Source organism: Geobacillus sp. TFV-3, assembly GCF_009901865.1.
Classification (GTDB): Bacteria; Bacillota; Bacilli; order Bacillales; family Anoxybacillaceae; genus Geobacillus; species Geobacillus thermoleovorans_A.
The window spans coordinates 515,335-532,461 of the sequence record NZ_MPSP01000001.1 but is presented as its reverse complement, the minus strand read 5'-3'; the positions used below and the strand labels follow the sequence as shown (position 1 = coordinate 532,461).

At 52.4% G+C, this 17,127-nt stretch carries 15 protein-coding genes and 1 pseudogene; 2 read left to right on the top strand and 14 right to left on the bottom strand.

Features of this window, described 5'->3' with window-relative positions; genetic code table 11:
* Positions 1-206: 206 nt before the first annotated feature.
* From BJQ97_RS02665 to BJQ97_RS02645, 5 genes and pseudogenes are all read right to left on the bottom strand, one after another.
* The gene (locus BJQ97_RS02665; RefSeq protein WP_160155409.1) at positions 207-587 is read right to left on the bottom strand and encodes a Na-translocating system protein MpsC family protein; all 381 of its coding nucleotides are present in this window, start codon (positions 585-587) and stop codon (positions 207-209) included.
* A gap of 155 nt (positions 588-742) precedes the next feature.
* Complete coding sequence (locus BJQ97_RS02660) at positions 743-2,449, bottom strand: ABC-ATPase domain-containing protein (protein ID WP_160155408.1); 1,707 nt, start codon at positions 2,447-2,449, stop codon at positions 743-745.
* 61 nt (positions 2,450-2,510) lie between these two features.
* Entirely contained in the window at positions 2,511-4,229 is a 1,719-nt protein-coding gene (locus tag BJQ97_RS02655) for a putative bifunctional diguanylate cyclase/phosphodiesterase (protein WP_160155407.1), read from the bottom strand.
* A gap of 141 nt (positions 4,230-4,370) precedes the next feature.
* Positions 4,371-4,502, bottom strand: a pseudogene (locus tag BJQ97_RS02650) (TipAS antibiotic-recognition domain-containing protein); the annotation flags it as partial.
* Between the two features lie 19 nt (positions 4,503-4,521).
* The gene (locus BJQ97_RS02645) at positions 4,522-5,979 is read right to left on the bottom strand and encodes a protein adenylyltransferase SelO (protein ID WP_160155406.1); all 1,458 of its coding nucleotides are present in this window, start codon (positions 5,977-5,979) and stop codon (positions 4,522-4,524) included.
* Between the two features lie 190 nt (positions 5,980-6,169).
* Here BJQ97_RS02645 and BJQ97_RS02640 point away from each other — a divergent pair, with 190 nt between their 5' ends.
* The gene (locus BJQ97_RS02640) at positions 6,170-6,538 is read left to right on the top strand and encodes a DUF1640 domain-containing protein (RefSeq protein ID WP_160155405.1); all 369 of its coding nucleotides are present in this window, start codon (positions 6,170-6,172) and stop codon (positions 6,536-6,538) included.
* Between the two features lie 163 nt (positions 6,539-6,701).
* Here the strand turns inward: BJQ97_RS02640 and BJQ97_RS02635 are convergent, their stop codons facing one another.
* The 9 genes from BJQ97_RS02635 to BJQ97_RS02595 all read right to left on the bottom strand — a co-directional run bounded on the left by BJQ97_RS02635 (position 6,702) and on the right by BJQ97_RS02595 (position 15,748).
* On the bottom strand, positions 6,702-7,334 hold the full coding sequence (locus BJQ97_RS02635; RefSeq protein WP_160157518.1) for a response regulator transcription factor: 633 nt from the start codon (positions 7,332-7,334) through the stop codon (positions 6,702-6,704).
* Entirely contained in the window at positions 7,309-8,361 is a 1,053-nt protein-coding gene (locus tag BJQ97_RS02630) for a sensor histidine kinase (RefSeq protein WP_160155404.1), read from the bottom strand. The genes BJQ97_RS02635 and BJQ97_RS02630 overlap by 26 nt, the downstream gene beginning before the upstream one ends.
* Positions 8,358-9,089 (bottom strand): cell wall-active antibiotics response protein LiaF, encoded by a 732-nt coding sequence (gene liaF / locus BJQ97_RS02625; RefSeq protein ID WP_160155403.1) that lies wholly within the window; start codon positions 9,087-9,089, stop codon positions 8,358-8,360. Before liaF ends, BJQ97_RS02630 begins: the two co-directional genes overlap by 4 nt.
* Positions 9,090-9,257: 168 nt before the next feature.
* On the bottom strand, positions 9,258-9,881 hold the full coding sequence (locus BJQ97_RS02620) for a PspA/IM30 family protein (protein WP_201451716.1): 624 nt from the start codon (positions 9,879-9,881) through the stop codon (positions 9,258-9,260).
* 27 nt (positions 9,882-9,908) lie between these two features.
* Positions 9,909-10,268 carry a lmo0954 family membrane protein gene (locus tag BJQ97_RS02615; protein ID WP_160155401.1) on the bottom strand — a complete coding sequence of 120 codons (360 nt, stop codon included), beginning with the start codon at positions 10,266-10,268 and terminating at the stop codon, positions 9,909-9,911.
* A gap of 539 nt (positions 10,269-10,807) precedes the next feature.
* Positions 10,808-12,211 carry a 23S rRNA (uracil(1939)-C(5))-methyltransferase RlmD gene (gene rlmD, locus BJQ97_RS02610; protein WP_160155400.1) on the bottom strand — a complete coding sequence of 468 codons (1,404 nt, stop codon included), beginning with the start codon at positions 12,209-12,211 and terminating at the stop codon, positions 10,808-10,810.
* Complete coding sequence (locus BJQ97_RS02605) at positions 12,208-13,074, bottom strand: DNA-3-methyladenine glycosylase family protein (RefSeq protein ID WP_160155399.1); 867 nt, start codon at positions 13,072-13,074, stop codon at positions 12,208-12,210. The genes rlmD and BJQ97_RS02605 overlap by 4 nt, the downstream gene beginning before the upstream one ends.
* A 157-nt stretch (positions 13,075-13,231) precedes the next feature.
* Entirely contained in the window at positions 13,232-14,023 is a 792-nt protein-coding gene (gene pdaA, locus BJQ97_RS02600; RefSeq protein ID WP_160155398.1) for a delta-lactam-biosynthetic de-N-acetylase, read from the bottom strand.
* Between the two features lie 177 nt (positions 14,024-14,200).
* Entirely contained in the window at positions 14,201-15,748 is a 1,548-nt protein-coding gene (locus BJQ97_RS02595; protein WP_160155397.1) for a fumarate hydratase, read from the bottom strand.
* A gap of 230 nt (positions 15,749-15,978) precedes the next feature.
* On the opposite strand from BJQ97_RS02595, the gene yfkAB reads away from it, so the two are divergent.
* Positions 15,979-17,103, top strand: a complete 1,125-nt coding sequence (yfkAB, locus tag BJQ97_RS02590) for a radical SAM/CxCxxxxC motif protein YfkAB (RefSeq protein WP_160155396.1) — start codon at positions 15,979-15,981, stop codon at positions 17,101-17,103.
* Positions 17,104-17,127 lie beyond the last annotated feature (24 nt).

The window sequence follows — 17,127 nt, the reverse complement described above, 5'->3', positions numbered from 1 at the left end:
GTCGCCGTGCGATTGTTTGAAGATCTCCCGCCGTACAACAGACGCTAGTCGGTTTCCCTTCAACGAACCTAAGCCGATGCAGGTTTTTTGAAGGGCTCCCGACATTATGTCCTATACATATTCTATACTCACTTCACTATACAAAAGTTGTTTTAATTATACAATAACTTGATGAACATGTCATCAAAAAAATCACGTTTTCAGATTCAGGAAGACGGTCCGTTCGCCAACTGTTTCTCCAAATCATTAAACAGTTTAAAGACGATCACCCGCTCACCCGTTCTCGTGCTTAAATCCGTATGAAAGCTTTTCACTTTCTCGCCGGTGATTTCGAAAATCATTTCCTTCAAGTCATCGACTCCGGATTCGACCAAGCTCGTCCGCGACCGCTTCACGGACAACATTCCTTCTTTCGATTCGCAAAGAGCGTATTCCGCAGGCGTCAGGATGCCGTGCAAGGAAACGATGATCATATCGCGCAAAATGTCGGTTTTCACCGATACGGAGCCGCGGCCGAGAAAATCTTTTTCCCATTTTGTCAACGCTTTGCTGATTTCTGATTCCATCCAACCTTTCGATTTGCCCATGCCTCAATCCCCCTTCAGCCAAACCGCGGCTTTTCCGCCGCCATCCGCTTCGTTGCACTCATAAACATAATTATAACGATAATCCAAGGGGGACGCTAGAAAAAATCAACGGAAACGATAGACGAGAGCGGAGACAAACCGCCGCCAGCGTTCGTTCAACGTTGACGGCAGCGAAGCGTCCGCATTCGATTCAGCGCCGCCGCCAGCTCGAAGCGGCGCGGGCGAGCGAGTTCGCCCGGATGTCCTTTTCGGAACGAAACCGAGCCCAGCCCTTGACAGTCCCATTGTTCTTCCATGGCATCGAGCAGCTGGCGGACGGTTGTCTTCCCGTCTAGCCAGCCTTTTCGCTCCATATACAGCAAAGACGCGGCGATTGCTCGGGTCTGGCTGTCATCGACCAGCTGCTCGAGCGCATAGAGCAGCACATCCGCCTCCCCGTATTGAATGACGTGACGTCCGCGCGCGGCGGCTTTTGCTTTTTTTCCTTTTTGGCTGTTCAAACTCACAGGCAGCGGAATGCGCTCGCGGATGCGGCCGAACGAATCGCCGCCTTCCGTTTTCCGTCCCGATGGCATCCGGGCGGCGATTCTCTTCGCTTCCGCGGTCACATCAAATGGAACATACTGCTCCATTTTGATCACACAATCCGCAATTTCGAAATAATCTCCCAATCCTCCGACGACAAGAACGGTCGAAATGCCACAGTCATGAAACAGTTGGCGCGCCTTGTCAATATAAGGCGTGATCGGCTCGGCCTCTTTCGCGATGAGCGCCTGCATGCGCGCATCACGGACGAGCAAATTGGTGGCGCTTGTGTCTTCATCGATCAAAAACGCGGACGCCCCTGCCTCGACCATTTCGATCATGCTCGCGGCTTGCGAGGTGCTGCCGCTCGCGTTTTCTGTCGAAAATTGCATCGTCTCTTTGCCGTGCGGCAGCGTGCCGATGAACGGGGAAATATCAACATTTGCGACGCTTCGGCCGTCTTCGGCGCGAATTTTCACTGCCCCGCTGTCGGTGATGACAAACTCCCGCCCGTCCCCGGCGACATGATCATACACACCATGCTCCAACGCCTGAAGCAACGTCGATTTGCCGTGGTAGCCGCCGCCGACAATGAGCGTAATCCCACGGCGAATCCCCATTCCTTTGATCGGTTCGGCGCGGTGTGGAACCGGGATCGCGATCTCAAGCTCCGGCGGGCTTTGAAACGGCACCGCTCCACGTTGCAGCGGCTTGTCGCTCACCCCGCTCTCCCGCGGCAAAATCGCCCCATTCGCGACAAACGCCACCAATCCGTGTTCACGCAAATAACGGCGAATGGCGTCTTGTTGATCAGCAAGCTTCACCGCTGGAAGGATGTCCTCTTCGGAAAGGCTGTACACCGCCTGTTCGATGACGGAAGGAATTTGCTCAAAAAAGATCGACTCGGCCTCTTTCGCCAAGATGCGCCGACCGTTTGCCGGCAGCCCGACCGATAGGCAAACCGTAATCGCCTCGTCCGTCACTTGCACCGCCGTTCGCTCGAGCACTTTTTGCCCCGGTGCGTCAATGAACACAAGCCCGCTTTTTCCCGACCCGCGCGCTCGCAGCGGCCATTGCCGCAATGCATGGTGGACGCGGCGCGCGAGCACGTCCTCGCAACGGACGCGGCGCGGTTTCGTCTTCGTCCACTCCGGGGCCAATGTCGTTTTCGCCCGCGGCACAATCACCCGCACCTTGGACGGTTCGGCGAACGGATCACCCTGCACATGGTCAATTGCAAGCGTAAACGTTGGGAACCGATACGTACCTTCGATCGCTTTATATGCCTTATAGCCTTTTTGGTCGATCGACCGAAGCTGTTGTCGGAGTGTTTCCATTCTTCTCCACTTCCTTTCTCGTTCCCCATCGTTTTTAGCTCTTGAGTTCACATCGAAACAACTATTCATCCCTTTTCAGCAAAGTTCCCACCTCTGTTGCCGATATAGGTGCGCTCCAAAAATATCCTTGTCCTTCACTGCATCCCATGCTTCTTAGAAGTTGCATTTGTTTTTTATTCTCAATTCCTTCCGCGACGGTGTCAATGGACAACTGGCGGGCCATGGTGATGACAGCCGACACAATAGCTTGGTCATCAGCAGAATGAGGCAAATTGGCGATAAATGACCGATCGATTTTCAAACGATCAACGCTCCATTTCTTTATATATCCTAATGAACTGTATCCTGTCCCAAAATCATCAATCGCCAATTTCACCCCCGCTTCTTTCAACCGTCTTATATTGTCATGCACAATGGGGCTGTCCTGCATCATAATATATTCCGTCACTTCAAATTCCCACCGTCTCGGATCATCGCCGCTACGCTCAATAATAGAAAGAAGATGCTGCGCCATATTGGGAATTTGAAAGTGAGAAGCTGATAGATTCACGGCGATATCTGGAGGAACATAGCCTGCTTGCTGCCAATTTTGTCGATGACGACATGCCGTTGCAAGCACCCATTCATCGATTTCAAACATCAATCCCACTTTTTCAGCTAGGGGAATGAATTGATCCGGCCCAATCCATCCTAAATCCGGATTGCACCAACGGATGAGTGCTTCCAACCGAACTAATTCCCCGCTGACCAAATCATACTGCGGCTGATAATAAAGCACAAATTCTTCCCTTTCTATGGCGCGATGCAAATAGCTTTCGATGATCGTTTCTCTCACTAGACGCTGGCTGATCGCACGACGATAAAATTGATAAAACTTCCCTTCCTCTTTCGCCTGATACATCGCCATATCCGCATAACCAAGCAACGTGTTCAAATCTTCCCCATGTAAAGGAAAAACACTGATTCCTGTATTGGCTGTGAGAACAAATTCTCTGCCTTCAATCATGATAGGATGGGACAAGGCCTGTTGAATAGCGCGCAAATAGGAAAGGATGGATGAATAGTTCAATTGCGGCGCCACGGCGACAAACTCGTCGCCTCCCATCCGAACCAGCAGCGTTTCCTTTCCTAATCCAGCCCGAAAACGTTCAGCTATTTGTTTCAACACTTTGTCCCCTGTTGAATGCCCTAAGGAATCATTAATGTTTTTAAACCGCGCCAGATCAATAAAATAAACAGCGAGGAGCTGTTCCGTCCTTTTCGTTTCTTCTACCATTTTCGGAAACTGCTCTTTTAAAAAACGGCGATTCGGAAGACCGGTCAGCTCATCATGCTTCGCCATATATTCGATTTGCTCTTCATATTCCTTCAACTGAGTAATATCGGTTCGAATCGATACATATTGATACGGTTTTCCATGCTCATCTAAGAATGGAACAATGGTCGACTTCACCCAATAGTAGCTGCCGTCTTTCGCCTTATTTTTAATTTCCCCCTTCCACACCCCCCCTTTTCCAATTGTCTTCCACATATTTTCAAAAAACTCCCGGCTATGGTATCCAGAATTGACTAGCCGATGCGTTTGTCCAATTAATTCTTCTTGGCTATATTGAGATATGCGGCAAAATGCCTCATTCACATAGGTAATTTTTCCTGCTTTGTCCGTGATGGCTACAATCGTTGATTCATCCAACGCCCGCTGAATAAACTCCAATTCCTTCCTAGCGTGCTGCAATTGAGATTGTAAATCTTTTCGACTGTGCTCAAAACGAAACGACACAACATCCACCTCATCTTGTTGTCACTCTCTTTACGCCCTTCATTTTAACGACGCCAAGCAGCCATTGCAATGATGGAACATTGGTCGTGGCGGGAAAACAAAAAACGCAGTCGGCCTTCAGAAAAGGCAGACTGCGAGATGTCAATGTTTCATCCCCGTATAAATCAAAATCACTTCTTTGAGAAATTCCGCCGCTCCCGGTTGCACACGCTCGTAATACGCTTTAAACCGCTCGTCCTCAACATACAAGCGCGCCATCCCGGCGCCTTTTTCCATTAAACGGAATCCCCTTTTACGTCCCGCAAAACGTCCGATACGGGCGGTCGGACGGCGGCGGCGGTTCCGCGTATTTCTCTTGTTCCGGCGAATAGGCGTATGGATCGGCCAGCGCTTTAAGGAAACGCTCCATCACGCTGTAGTCGCCGCAGGTGACCGCGGCGGCAAGCGCCTCTTCGACCCGGTGGTTGCGCGGGATAACAGCTGGATTATGACGGTGCATCCGCTCATACGCTTCTTCCTTTGACACCGATTCTTGACTGATCCTTGTTTGCCATCGCTCATGCCACTCGCGAAACTCGGCGGCGTCAAACAGCGCCATCCCCGTATACTCACCTAACGTCAACGCCCGGAACGTGTTCGTGTAATCGGCGCAGTGCGCCTCCATCATCCGCAACAAATCTGCCACCAGCGCCTCATCTCCCTCCTGCTCTTCAGTCAGGCCGAGCTTCGCCCTCATCCCGCTAAGCCAATGGCGATGATACCGCTTCGGATATTGATCAAGCGCCTCTTGGGCAAGTGCGATCGCTTTTTCTTCGTTCTCATCAAGCAGCGGCAACAAACTTTCCGCAAACCGAGCTAAATTCCAGCCGCCGATGTACGGCTGGTTGCCGTACGCATACCGACCTTCCGTATCAATCGAGCTGAACACCGTCGCTGGGCTATATGTGTCCATAAACGCGCACGGCCCATAGTCGATTGTTTCCCCACTAATTGTCATATTGTCGGTGTTCATCACTCCGTGGACAAAGCCGACAAGCTGCCATTTGGCGATCAGTTCCGCTTGGCGTTCAATCACTTGTTCAAGCAAAAACAAATAACGATTCTCCGCCGTTTCAAAACCGGGAAAATGGCGCTCGAGTGCATAATCGGCCAACGCGTGCAGCTCCTCTATCGTGCCCCATTGCGCGGCGTATTGGAACGTCCCGACGCGCAAATGGCTTGAGGCGACGCGGGTTAAAATCGCCCCGGGCAGCTCGGTTTCGCGCATAATCGTCTCCCCTGTTGTCACGACCGCCAAGCTTCGCGTCGTCGGGATGCCGAGCGCGTGCATCGCCTCACTCACAATGTACTCCCTCAGCATTGGCCCAAGCGCTGCCCGCCCATCGCCGCCGCGCGAATACGGCGTCCGGCCCGAGCCTTTCAGCTGAATGTCCACCCGCTCGCCGCTTGGGGTGATATGCTCGCCAAGCAACACCGCCCGTCCGTCGCCAAGCATCGTAAAATAACCGAACTGATGCCCCGCATACGCCTGCGCGATCGGCTCCGCCCCATCCGGAATCTCATTTCCAGCCATCACCGCCACCCCTTCCTTACTTCGCAACACCGCCTCATCAAGCCCAAGCGCCGCCGCCAACGAGCCATTCAGCACCTCCAACTTCGGCGCGCGCACCGGCGTGGGGAAGACTTTGCTGAAAAAGCGCTCCGGCAGCCTCGCATAACTGTTGTCGAACTTCCACCCTGCGTCCAACATCGTCATCTCCTTTGCAGCCAAAACAGCGTTTTTATATGAGTTTATTGTACGGCAAAGCGAGGGGCATTATAAACCAAAAACGTGCTATCCTAAACAAAAATCCAACCGTCTTGCTTCGACGAAAACCGCCATATTTTCGCTTTCGTTCCCGTCCCATTTCTCTTATAATGGCCATGAGGAGGTGAAACAAATGGAAGAAAAAACGATCATTCAAGCGGTGCTCCAGGCGCTCGAACAGCATTCTGATAAAATCAACGTAAAAATGCAGGAAATGGAACAGCGACTCAATCATCAAATCGAAGCAGCGGAGCAACGACTCAACCGTCAAATCGAAGCAATGGGACAACAACTCCGGGCAGAAATCCGCGCTGTTGAGACCCATCTTGAGGCCAAAATCGATTCCCTTCGTGAGGAAACGCAACAGATGAACAGACAACTGAACGAACGAATCGACCACCTTGAAGAAGAATTGACAGATACTCAAGCCTCGGTCGAAGTGTTGACAACAAAAGTGCTCCACCACGACCGAAAACTTCGGCAATTGGCCAAACAAGCGTAATTCCTCTCAGTTAGCCAGCCATTTTTTCTGTCCACCGCGAGCTAAACAACCGCTACATTTTCACCTTTTTATATCGGCATGAATGAAATGGAGCGGTTTTTGTATGAACAGAGCACAGCGACGATTTTTCATATTTTCCCCTTCCTCGCCACTCGAGCTCTCCTCATTTCACCAATCCATGCCGAAACGCGTAAATGACCGCTTGCGTCCGGTCTTGGACGCCGAGTTTGGCGAGGATGTTGCTCACATGCACTTTCACCGTTTTGAGTGAAATAAACAATTCGTCGGCCATTTCTTGGTTCGTTTTCCCTTGCGCCATCAGCAAAAGCACTTCCATCTCCCGACTCGTGAGCTGCTCATGCGGCAGGCGCTCTTCCTGTTTCCGATAGTTTCGCATCACTTTTCCGGCCACTTCCGGTTCGAACACCGATTGCCCGTGGAACGTGGCGCGAATGGCGTCGGCAATTTCGCTCGCTTTCGATGTTTTCAATAAATAGCTCGTCGCCCCCGCTTCAAGCGCGGCAAACACTTTTTCATCATCGAGAAAACTCGTCACGACAATGATTTTCGCCTCCGGCCACACACCGATGATTTCGCGCGTCGCCACAATGCCGTCCATCGGCTCCATGACAAGATCCATCAAAATGACATCCGGCCGCAACGTGAGAGCGAGCTCAACTCCCCTTTTTCCGTCTTCCGCCTCGCCGATCACCTCCATATCCGGTTGGGCCGATAAATAAGCCGACACGCCAAGCCGCACCATTTCATGATCATCGACAAGCAGCACCTTGATCACGGTCATCCCCCCTATACACAATCGGCACTTTCACTTCCAGCCTTGTCCCTTGGCCTTTTAAGCTGACCACTTTTAACGTTCCACCGATTTCCGCCGCCCGCTCATGCATGTGCTGCAACCCGTACGAGCCGCTTTTCGAACGTTCCACATCAAAGCCGACGCCATCGTCGGTGACGCGCAAAATGGCAAACCCGTCTCGTTCGATAAGCAATACTTCCAACGACTGCGCTTTCGCATGGCGCAGCGTGTTGGAAAGCGATTCCTGCAAAATGCGAAACAGATGGTCCTCGACTCCTTTATCAAGCGAAATGTCTTCTATTTTCCATTTCATCTCGAGCGGCACTTTGCCCGCCAGTTCAGTAAGCAGTTCGTTCATCCCTTCTTGGAGCGATTTTCCTTTCAGCTGCACCGGCCGCAAGTGCAGAAGCAACGCTCGCATTTCTAATTGGGACTGGTGAATCATTTGTTCGACCATTTTCAGTTGCTTCCGATGGCGTTCATCATCCGGCGGCATCGTTTCCATGACGGCTGACATCATCATCGAAGCGGCGAACAATTGTTGGCTCACGGAATCATGCAGTTCCCGCGCTAGCCGCGTGCGTTCTTCGGAAAGAATGCGTTCAACGAGTCGTTCTTCCTGTTCGGCCTTTTCCGCCGCCAATTTTTGAACGCGTTTCGTTTGCTCGAGCCATTGCGTTTGCAGCTTCTCGATTTGCCGCCAAAGCTCTTGCAGTTCCGGCGGCGGATCTTCCCGATGCAACTCCCCCATCTCTCCTTGTTCAATGCGCCGCAGCGCCTGCACAACCGCTTGCCATTGCTTGCGAAAGAAGGAATCAAGCATCAATCCAACAGCGATCCCCATACACAGGCTTACGGCCAACACAAACAGCAAAAACGGCAATCCCATCACGGTTTGCTCCCATAAAGACGACCACATTCCGGGCGGAAGCAAATAGAAAAAGGAAACGAGCAACGCTACAGCAAACAGAAGCGCAAGCAAAACAGAAACGAGCATCGGCCGGCTCATACGCGTTTCACCTCGACATTGCCAATGATCATCGAGGTGACGATTTTTAGCTTTTGCTCCGCTTGATCATACGAAGAAGTTTGATAAATGAGCGTCTCGTTGAACATTTTTTCATGTTCCTTTCCAAACAGCGAGGCAACGCCGAAAATGGCGGAATGAACGAGCCGTGTTTCAATTTCGTACGGAACGAGAATTTGAATGTTGCCGATCAAGCCGCGCACGATAATGACTGCTTCCCCTTTCGGAAGCACAGTATAGCTGACATCAATGACCGTATCCCCGATCCCCGTTTGGATATTGACATCATTCCACTCATACGACTGTTCTGGGGTCGCTTGCCGGCCAACCCATACATTTTGAAACAGCGGTTGACGGCGCACGATTTCCTCTCCCCCATACAAGTTCTCAGTCATAGGCGGACGGATCACCATCGGATGCCGCTTCGACTGAAACCATTGCCAAAGGGCATAACCTAACAGCGCGACCATGACAAAACGAGCGGCCATCATCGTTAACACATGAACTGCCAACATGATGCAGCCAAGCCAAAACAGCCATTTTCCTTTCCGCCGATGCCTTTTTTTTCTTCCAACATAAATCAAACCGACTGATATACTCAATGAAAACAGCACGCCCGGGCGAAAAAACGAAATTTCAATCGCAAAAAGGAGCAGGGTCACCAACGCAACCCAACTGACATAATCGGTTTTCTTCCGTTGATCGAGCATGCGGGGATCCCCCCTGTTGTCTAAAATGAAAAAGGTTGTCTCAAAAGATTGTTTTCGTTTTCCTCTCAACAAAGCACAACATATTGTTTGTTGAGCGTATTTCATGCGCATATACAGGTATGAAAGAAGGTGCCCCATTGTTTTTGGGACACCTTCTAGCATATCCGGTTAGTTTCCTTCCTGCAACTGCTTTTCCAGCTGAGCGATGCGCGCATCGATCGTGCTCCGGTAATAATCGGAGCGAACTTGCTGCTCAAGGCGGTCAAGGTAGACTTCTGCATCGGCAAACGCCGCCAGCGCCGGGCCGGCGTCCCCGTTGACCACCCGATGGATGCGGTAGTGCGCCCGAGCCGCATTCTCCCGCCCCATCAGCTCCATGCGCCGCATTTGCATGTCTTTCAGCTTGTGTTTCATCTCTTCGTATTTCGCTTCCAAGTCAAACAACTCGCGGCTCGTTTGCTCGAACAGCTGTTTCAAGCGGGCTGCCCGCTCCGCGTATTGCGCCTGCTCGCGCCGCGCGAATTCGGCCAGCTCCATTTCCCCAGCTTGCGCCGCCACCTCCGCCTGCTTGCTTCGCTTTTCCGCCATCTGTTCAGCTTCGCGATGTTCGCGGGCAAACTGCTCTTTCAGCACATATTGGCGCTCGAGCAGCTGCCGCACCCGCTCGACTTCCTGTTCACATTGGCGCAAATAGTGATTGAGAAGCGCGATAGGGTTTTTCTTTTCTTTTTCGTCAAGCCATTCATGGAGATCGGCTTCAATGATCGTTTTCAAGCGTGAGAACACACTCATCATCGATTCGCTCCTTTTTCTTTGGTTTCATGAATAATGCTTTTGCAGCTCCGCCCATTGTTTTTCAAAATTGACAAACGGGTCGTCTGCTTCTGGAACGGCGTGCTCATCTCTCGTTCCATTCCATTTTTTATACACAACATACAGCACATACGCCGCGACAAGCGCCACAAGCGCCGGCACATTCGAAGCGCTGGCCACTAACGCCGCACAGCCAATGAGCGCCCACACCACTTTTCCGAATGTCGATGGGGCTTTCAAACATTTCTTGAACGCATAGTACAATACCGCCAGCGTGATCGCCAGCCCGACAAGCGGTCCAAGATGAAACAGCAAAACAAACGCAGCAATGGCTCCGGCGAGCAGCAGCCCGATTTTTTTTCCCATCCTTTTGCCTCCTTTCGTCTTCCATCGTACCGCAGACAACCTGCTTTCCTTCATGTTCTGTAGATATATTTTGTCTACGACTGGAGGCGTATTTTTGACAACTAAGCTCTAATTCAGCGCAAGCTATAGCATATGATTTGTGTTTGACCGTAAATTTCGAATAAACTCCTTCCTCCCCACCCCGCTCCAACCCGCATTCTTACGTCCCCATTTCTTCCTACTTGAAATAAACTCGTTCGTCCTCCCCCGATTTTTTCGATGTTTTTCTCCGATTTTTTCCGCTTCTTTCCTCCAACTAAGCATGACTTTTTTTGATTTTTGGAAAAAGAAAAAGGGAAGAACGAATGATTCCTCCCGCTTCTTCCCTCTTATTTTCTTCACATGCTTATGCAATTTTCCTTGATATTTCAATGATTTTCCCGCTTTTCCTCTCCCTTTTCCTCTCCCTTTTCCTCTCCCTTTTCTTTTCCCATGTGGAGCGGAACATGATCGATATCTTTTCCAGTAAAATCCATCAAAATTCCAATTTTATTTGGTATTTACACACTCAGCCGCAACTTCGCCACCGCTTCCACATGCGCCGTATGCGGAAACATGTCGATCGGCTGGATGTAGTCAACGCGATACGCAGCCGCCAAGACATCGAGGTCGCGGGCGAGGCTGGATGGGTTGCACGAGACGTAAACGACCGTTTTCGGACGGACGTGGAGAATCGTTTCAAGCAAAGCCCGGTCGCAGCCGACGCGGGGCGGGTCGACGATGATGACGTCTGGCTTCCAGCCTTCTTTCACCCATTTCGGCAACCAATATTCGGCTTTGCCCACGACATAGTGCGTGTTGGTGAAACCATTCTTTTTGGCGTTGTTCTTCGCGTCTTCAATCGCTTCCGGAATCGTGTCCATGCCGCGCACTTCTTTGGCATCGCGAGCAAGCCACAAACCGATCGTGCCGACGCCGCAGTAAGCGTCAACGATCCGCTCCGCTCCGGTGAGGGCGGCCGCTTTTTTCACTTCTTCGTACAATTTCACCGTCTGGATTGGGTTGAGCTGGAAAAAGGCGCGCGCCGACAGTTCAAACGACAAGTCGCCGAGCGTTTCTTGAATGTATTCGTCGCCGGCAAGCACTTCTGTCTCGTCGCCGAAAATGAGCGATGTCTTCTCGCCGTTGATGTTTTGCACGATCGATTTCACTTCTGGAAGACGGCGGCGGATTTCCTCGATCAACAGCTCTTTGCGCGGAATGTCTTTTGTCGCCGTCACAAGCACAAGCTGAATGTCGCCCGTATGGAAGCTGACGCGGACGACGATCGTCCGCACGACGCCCGTTCTTGTCCGCTCGTTGTAAATCGGGATGCGCAAGTCTTGCAAAATCGTTTTGACAATGTTCGTGACGCGCGTCGTTTGCGGATGCTGGACGCGGCATTCCGATAAATCGATGAGCCGGTGGGAGTTGATGCCGTACAGTCCGGCGAGCACTCGTCCTTTTTTCACCCCGACTTGGAACTGGCTTTTGTTTCGGTAATGCCACGGGTCATCCATGCCGATCGTCGGGCGGATGTCAAGCTTGTCGACATCGAGGCGGCGGGCATGGCGGCGGAGCGCCTGGATGACAATGTCGCGCTTCGCCTCGAGCTGCACCTCGTACGCCAAGTGCTGCAGCTGGCAGCCGCCGCACTGGTCATAGAGCGAGCATGGCGGCTTGATGCGGTTTGGCGAGCGCTTGCGTATGCGCTTGATTTTCGCCTCAGCGTAGGTTGGGTGGATGTCCGTCGCCTCAACGATGACTTCTTCACCCGGCAAGGCGCCGGGGACGAAGACGACTTGTTTTTGAAAATAGCCGACCCCTTCGCCGTTAATGCCGATCCGCTGAATGGTCAGGGGAAATTGCTCACCTTTTTTGATTTTGATGTTCGTTTGTTGCTTTGTCATATCGGTCCCTCTCATTCGATGCTTCGCCATAAATAAAGCGCCGCATAGCTGGCGTACGGCTTCCATTGTTCGCCAAGCGCCGCCATCTCTTTTGTGGTCGGCCGCTTCGGAAGCCCAAACTGTTTTTCGACCGCCCGTTGCAAACCGATATCCGCCGGCGGGAAGACGTTTGGGCGGCCGAGGCCGAAGAGGAGGAAATTTTGCACCGTCCACGGACCGATGCCGCGCACGGCGGTCAGCCTCTCCATCACCTCGCCGTCTTCCATCTGCCCGAGTTCGTCAAGCCGCAGCTCCCCTTCGGCAATGAGGCGCGACACATCGACGATATATTCGGCTTTCCGCCCGCTCAGCTGCAAGGCGCACACCTCATTGTACGAGCGGGCGGCAATGTCTTCCGGGCGCGGGTAAAACCAAACGCCGTCCCGTTCCTCGCCGAACGTTTTCACAAACCGTTCCGTCAACCGATAGCCGACTTTCAAATGAAGCTGCTGGTGGATCAAACATTTGATTAAGCAAAAATATAAGTCAAAATCGAGCACAAGGGGCATCCCTTCGTATTCATCAAACAAAGGCGCCAGCTCCGTTTGGCGGAAATACTCGTGAATCGGCCCGAGCGGCGTCCGCCATTGAAATAGATGCGAAATCCGCTCCATGATCTTGCCTTGCCGCTCGGCATGCGGCGACGAGACGACAAAGCGAGGATCGCCTTTTGTGCCGATGCTTTCAATCATGACCGGCACCTTTAAACCATCGAGATGAAGCGGCACGGTGATGCGCTGCCTCTCCAAGTCAACCGCCAGCAGCGGATCGAGCGCAAGCCGTTCAAGCGCGTGGGCGAAATCGTACGGGGCGGGCACGGTGACCGTTTGTTGCCACATCGTTCTCACCTTTCTCATTCGTCCGTGCCCTTATTATAACGAAAAACGCCCCGCCGCACCAACGAGCCGAACAAAGCAACCGCATGCGCTTCGGCTGGCGCGGCAAGGCGGATTTTCGAATGGCGCCCCGCTGACGATGCTCAATGGAGGGGACGGCTTACGGGCGAAACAGCCACGGATGGAGGCCGGTCTTGTTGGCCATCAGATCATCAAGGCTGGCGAACGTGTACCCTTGTTTGCGCAAGTCGTCGATCACTTTCGGGAGCGCTTCGGCATTGTCTTTGGACACGGAATGCAACAGCAAAATCGCCCCCGGATGAATTTGTTTCATAATTTGATCATAGGCATACTGCCAGCCGCGCTGGCGGTCGGTTTGCCAATCGACAAACGCCAGCGACCAAAAGACGTGGTAATAGCCAAGGTCGCGGGCGAGAGATAACGTCCGCTCGCTGAAAATGCCGCGCGGCGGGCGAAGGTACATCATCCCTTTTTGTCCGGTCAGCTCTTTTGTCTTTTCCCTTACCTTTTCCAGCTCTTCCCGCAGCCGTTCATCACTCACCACCGTCAAATCGGGATGGTGCCACGAATGGTTGCCGATGATATGCCCTTCCGCTGCCATCCGTTTGACTAAATCCGGGGCCGTTTGCAAATAATGTCCAGTGACAAAAAAAGCGGCTGGCACATGTTTTACCTTTAACACATCCAAAATTTGCGCCGTATACCCGTTTTCATAGCCGTTGTCAAACGTTAAGTAAACCGTTTTCTCGCTCGTGTCGCCTAAATAAAAAGCGTCATATTTGACAAGCAGCTCATCGAGTTCTTTTCCCGCCGATGGGGGCTTGTGGTTTTCGCTCCGCTTCAATCCCCAATGGATCGGCGCATTGCTTATGGCAAAAGCGGGGGCGGGAAAAAGCACGATCGCTAAAACGAGAGAAATGAGCCATCTCATGCCTAGTTCCTCCTTGGCCGCCATCTTTTCCTCTTTCTTATTGTTTTCACCCCTGACCGCTTTACGCGCGCCATTTTTTGCAAAAAAAAGCCCCAAAAGCGAGCGCTTTGGGGATAGAGAAGAAAACGGGATCAGCTTGTTTGTCTACCCATAGCCATTTGCTTGAAATGGGACTCCTTACTTGAACACCGGTTCTTTGAATTGGGCGAGCTTTTCAAGCGACGATTTTTCCACATCTTCATGCAAGCTGTTGCCGTGCGAGTCCATCGTGACAACAGCGGTGAAGTTTTCGACGCGCAAATGCCACATCGCTTCCGGAATGCCAAACTCCAGCAAATCGACGCCTTCAACCGATTTGATGCAGTCAGCATAATATTGCGCCGCGCCGCCGATCGCGTTCAAATACACGCCACCGTGTTCTTTTAACGCTTGCAGCGTTTTCGCGCCCATGCCGCCTTTGCCGATGACAGCACGGACGCCGAATTTTTTCATGATGTCGCCTTGATACGGCTCTTCGCGAATGCTCGTCGTCGGGCCGGCGGCTTTGGCGTGCCAGCGGCCTTCTTCATCTTTTAACATGACCGGGCCGCAATGGTAAATGATTTGGCCGTTCAAGTCAACCGGAGCGTCATGGTCCATCAAATATTTATGAATGGCGTCGCGGCCCGTGTAAATGACGCCGCTGATGCGGACGACGTCGCCGACGCGAAGCTGGCGCACTTGTTCTTCCGACAGCGGCGGAACAAGGTCGATGACGCGTGTATTTCCTTGTTCCAGCGCAACGGCTGCTTCTGCTTTTTCGAGTTCTTTGGAAAAATCGACGTCTTCGCCGTCTTGGTACAGCCATTCGATGATCTCACCGGTCGCCGGATCGATTTTCACGCCCATGCGACGGAACGCCCAGCAGTTGTAGGCGACCGAGACGAAGAAGCTCGCGGGGATGCGGTGCATGACGCCGATTTTACAGCCAAGCAGCGTCGATTCGCCGCCAAACCCCATCGTGCCGATGCCGAGTTTGTTGGCGTTTTCCATAATGTATTCTTCGAGTTGGCGCAATTCTTCGATCGGGTTGACGTCATCAACTGGACGGAACAGCTGCTCTTTCGCCAGCTCATATCCGGATGAGCGGTCGCCGCCGATGCCGACGCCGATAAAGCCGGCGCTGCACCCTTGCCCTTGCGCTTGGTACACCGCATGCAAAATGCATTTGCGGATGCCGTCAAGGTCGCGGCCGGCGCGGCCGAGCCCTTCGAGTTCACATGGAAGGCTGTATTGGATGTTTTTGTTTTCACAGCCGCCGCCTTTTAAAATGAGGCGAACGTCAATGTAATCGTTTTCCCATTGTTCGAATTTAATGACCGGCACGCCTTCCCCTAAATTGTCGCCGCTGTTTTTGCCGGTGAGCGAATCGACCGAGTTCGGACGCAATTTACCGTTTTTCGTCGCTTCGGCAATGGCAGCCCGAATCGCTTTTTTCATCTCCATTTGGTTGACGCCAACCGGCACTTTGATTTTAAACGTCGGCAAGCCGGTGTCTTGGCAAATGGGAGACACGTTTTCATCCGCCATTTGAATGTTCTCGACGATCGTATCGAGCGCCATGGCCGCCCGCGTGCCGGCGTTTTCGCGCGCTTTCGCCCGAGCGATCGCTCGACGGACGTCCTTCGGCAGCTTCGTCGACGTCTCGACGATCAAGTCATACATGCTTTGCTGGAATTTTTCCATGTCGGTTCAACGCCCCTTCCCTTTTGATCGCCCTATCGGCAGTTGTCCAATCTTCTTCTATTATACTGCCTTTTTCTTGGTTATGTAAAAAATCTTTCTTTTCTGTCTCATGATCATCACGCCGGCATCATAGGAATGAGATAGATGACCAGCGGCCAAAACGATTGACAAGCGTTAGAGCGGTTGCTAATAATGAACGTTGGGACTTTGAATGGAAAGAGGAGAAGGCCATGCATTCATCCACCATGCCCGCAATTACACCGGCGTATGACCCGTGGGAAGCGTACGTCGATATTGAAGAATATGGGAAACTAGAGCTGACGAATATTGAGTTTACAACAACGACGCTTTGCAATATGCGCTGCGAGCATTGCGCCGTCGGCTATACGTTGGCAACGAAAGACCCAGAGGCGCTGCCGCTTGATTGGCTGCTCCGCCGGTTGGAGGAAATTCCGCATTTGCGCTCGCTCAGCATCACCGGCGGCGAACCGATGCTGTCGTTAAAATCCGTCGAACAATACGTCGTTCCCCTTCTCCGCTATGCGCACGAGCGCGGGGTGCGGACGCAACTCAATTCGAACTTGACGTTGGATTTGTCTCGCTATGAACCAGTCATTCCGTATTTGGATGTGCTTCATATCTCGCACAACTGGGGGACGATCGACGATTTTGTCGACGGCGGCTTTGCCATGATGGATCGGAAGCCGACGCGCGCGCAACGCGAGAAATACTTCCAGCGCATGCTTGACAATGCAAAAGCGCTGGCCAATGCCGGCGTGATGGTATCGGCGGAAACAATGTTAAACAAACGGACGGTCCGCCACTTGGAAGCGATCCACCGTCAAGTTGTCGAGGAAATGGGCTGCCGGCGCCATGAAATCCACCCGATGTATCCGAGCGATTTTGCCAGCGCCCTTGAGACGCTCAGCCTCGATGAATTACGCGAAGCGATTCACCATTTGCTTGACATTCGCGACGAGGACGTCTGGATGTTGTTTGGGACGCTTCCGTTTTACCCGTGCAGCGACAACGAAGACGACCTTCGCCTATTGAAGCGGCTGTATGAAAGCAAAAACGTCACCGTGCGCAACGACCCGGACGGCCGCTCCCGGCTCAATGTCAATATTTTTACCGGCGATGTCATCGTCACCGATTTCGGTGATGAACCGCCGCTTGGCAACATCATTCACGATTCGCTGCCAGACGTGTATGACAAATGGCGGCGCTCAAAGCTTGCAAGGGAGCTTCTTTGCCACTGCCCGTCGGCACGCTGCCTCGGACCGAACGTCCTTGTGAAGCAGACGTATTACCGCGGCGTCGATTTTACGAAACGGTCCGCGCGCATTGGCCGATAAAAAACGTCAAGGAGCTTTTCCTTG